This window comes from Pedobacter sp. 01T416_2, assembly GCF_056398925.1.
Genome location: NZ_JBFTQI010000773.1, coordinates 1 through 2,711, shown reverse-complemented (window position 1 = coordinate 2,711; position 2,711 = coordinate 1). Strand labels below are relative to the sequence as shown.

Annotated in this window: 2 protein-coding genes; both read right to left on the bottom strand. The window is 43.1% G+C overall.

Annotated elements, in window-relative coordinates:
* The coding region (locus AC1DPQ_RS23880) for a T9SS type B sorting domain-containing protein (RefSeq protein ID WP_477611087.1) at positions 1–400 on the bottom strand (400 nt) is incomplete at its 3' end.
* Positions 401–405: 5 nt separating this feature from the next.
* Positions 406–2,616: a beta strand repeat-containing protein gene (locus AC1DPQ_RS23875; RefSeq protein ID WP_477582525.1), complete on the bottom strand. Its 2,211-nt coding sequence runs from the start codon at positions 2,614–2,616 to the stop codon at positions 406–408.
* Positions 2,617–2,711: the final 95 nt, after the last annotated feature.

Below are 2,711 nucleotides of genomic sequence, written 5' to 3'. Positions count from 1 at the left end.
AGCCTTCCCAGTTGTTTTGATAACCTTGGGTAGTATAAATCAACCTTCCTCCCCTATCAAAAATGGATAGTTTGTTATTCGGATACTTTTCTAAGCCTTTAACTACAAAAAAATCGTTTGTCCCGTCTCCGTTTGGAGTAAGGATATTATTTACAATGGCTACGTCGGCCGTGGTCTGTATGATCAGAAAAGGCTGTAAAAACCCTTGGGTCAATGTAGTGTTGGCAGCCTGTAAAGTTTGCACCAGTACCATTTCACCAATACTAAAATCGTATAATTGATTATTAATCTTACCGTTGCCACTAGCCGAATTAACCACATACGGCAAACTTTGTGCGTTTGCGTTTCCCCAGAAAAACACTATGGTTAAGAAAACAAGCAAATAGGATATTCTTCTCATTGTGTTTAGTTTAAAGAGATCCAAGCCGCCCCATCGCTTTGAATGGTGAAAGTTTTTGCACCGGTAATGGTGGTTACATCAGAATCATCATTCAACAAAACAGGATTGTTTAACGTAACATCACCTGATGATAAAGCTTTCACAATTACATAAATCCTTCCTTTACAGCTAGAGGCCGTTGGGAGATTAACACTTACCGCCAAACCTGCATTTTTTATCCTGACTGTGTAATGACTGGCATCGAGTGTTAAGGCCCCGGCTGTAGTATAGATTAAAACACTTGCTGCAACAGAACCATTGATGTTTAAAGTACTTGCATTTGCTGGGGCATAAGCTACAGAAGATGCAGCGGCAGTTCCATTAATGGTTAATGCGCCACCATTTGCTGCAAAATCGCCAGCGATTAGCGGGTATGAGGTACTAGAGTTAGCTACTACCAAAGTATTATTTGAATTTGTGCTGTTAGCGGCAGCATTGCTTCCGATGAAAACATTCCCTGCCCCATTGTTTTTCGAACCGGCAGCATAACCTAGTGCCGTATTATTGTCGCCATTACTGGCTTCAAGCGCCAAACTTCCAATAGCTGTGTTTGATATACCAGTTCTATTGGCCATTAGCGCATGCGTGCCAATTGCAGTATTATTGGAGCCTACCGTATTAATCGCTAATGCCTGCGAGCCAAAGCCGCTGTTGTTGATAGCACTAAAACTGCGCTGCAACACCAGGTAACCAAAAGCGCTGTTTTCGTAACCTGAAATGTTAACAGATAATGCTTCGCGACCAAATGCACTGTTGTAAAAGCCAGATACATTCGCGGTAAGTGTTTTATAACCGTAAGAAATATTGTTTTCGGATGAATTGCCTAAACGGCCAGATTTTAAACCGTTAACCAGAAAGTTGATGGCCACATCATCTGTATTACCTAGGAAATTATTGTTTTGATCGGTGCTGCCCGTATTTCCTTTTAATGCCCAGGCATTTGCATTTGCAAATAATGTCCTGCTGATTAATTCGGGTTTCCCGGTTGTTGCGTTGGTGATATACACTTTGTTTGCATCACTCAGCCCATCAGTAGTTAATTTAGCCACCGTAACCGAAGCATCAGCAAGCTTTGCTGTAGTTACCGACCCATCAGCGAGCTGTAGTGTATTTACTGCGGCATCATCGATATTAACGTTTTTAACTTCTTTACTTCCAATTTTTACAGCGGTTACTGCAGCGTCGGCTAATTTTGCCGTTGTTACTGCCCCATCTGCCAGTTTAAGCGTGCTAACAGCCGCCGTGTTTATATCAATTACTACATCTTTCAATAAAGCCGTAGCGCCATTAGCACTAATACTCAAATCAGTTGAGGTTAATGCCTTAGCGCCTGATAGTTGACTCACATCCAATGTTACTGGTTTCCATGCAGTGCCATCAAATAGAAGCACCTGATTGTTGATTGGTGAAGTGGCATTTAATGTCTTTCCCTGAAGATTAGCTAATGTAGGATTTGGATAATTCCCTGTTAAATCACCGCCAGCTACTCCTGTTGAAGGGCCAACTGGGCCTATGTCACCTTTATCCCCTTTTATGCCAGGTATGCCCTGCAAACCTTGTAATCCGGTAGCTCCCGTTGCACCTGTATCTCCTTTCGCTCCTTGTAGACCTATTGCGCCTACTGCTCCTTGTGCACCGGCAGCACCAGTTAAGCCAATTGGCCCCTGAGCACCAGTTGCTCCTGCAGGTCCTTGCGGACCTGCAACGCCCGCAATACCTTGTGCACCAGCAGGGCCAGCTACACCCGGATCTCCTTTGGGTCCGGTTGGCCCATTGGCAGCATAAAGGGCATATGGAACACTTAGCAATTGTGCGGTTCCGGCCAAACTAAAATTTGTACCATTATCAGGATCGATTTCGACCTTAACAAACTTTAATCCACTCGCCCAAGTTACCCCAGCAATTGTACCGTTAACCGAACTTGCACCAGTAGCCCCGATAGCTAATGTATATAAACCTAAAGTATTTGTCGTTACATTTCTTACTTCCGAATATTGAACGGTTCCAGTTGAAGATCCATCTAAAATACTAATCCGCAGGGCTATATTTTTATTGGCCAGCGGGGTGCCATTGGCATTTCTTGCCGCTCCTTGATAATTAAATTGTTGGGGTGTCTGCGCTTTAATAGCTAAGGTGAACCCTATGCTTAACAAAGCAATTAGTAAAAGTTTTTTCATGAATCGGGATGAGATCTAAAGCATCAGGCGTAAAAATAAGAGAGCCTAACGATCAAATCTAACAATTAGTACAAGCTGCTCAATTCGCTTTACAC

Coding starts and splice junctions, on each gene's coding strand:
- AC1DPQ_RS23875 (WP_477582525.1), bottom strand. CDS start 2,616: ATGAAAAAACTTTTACTAATTGCTTTGTTAAGCATAGGGTTCACCTTA.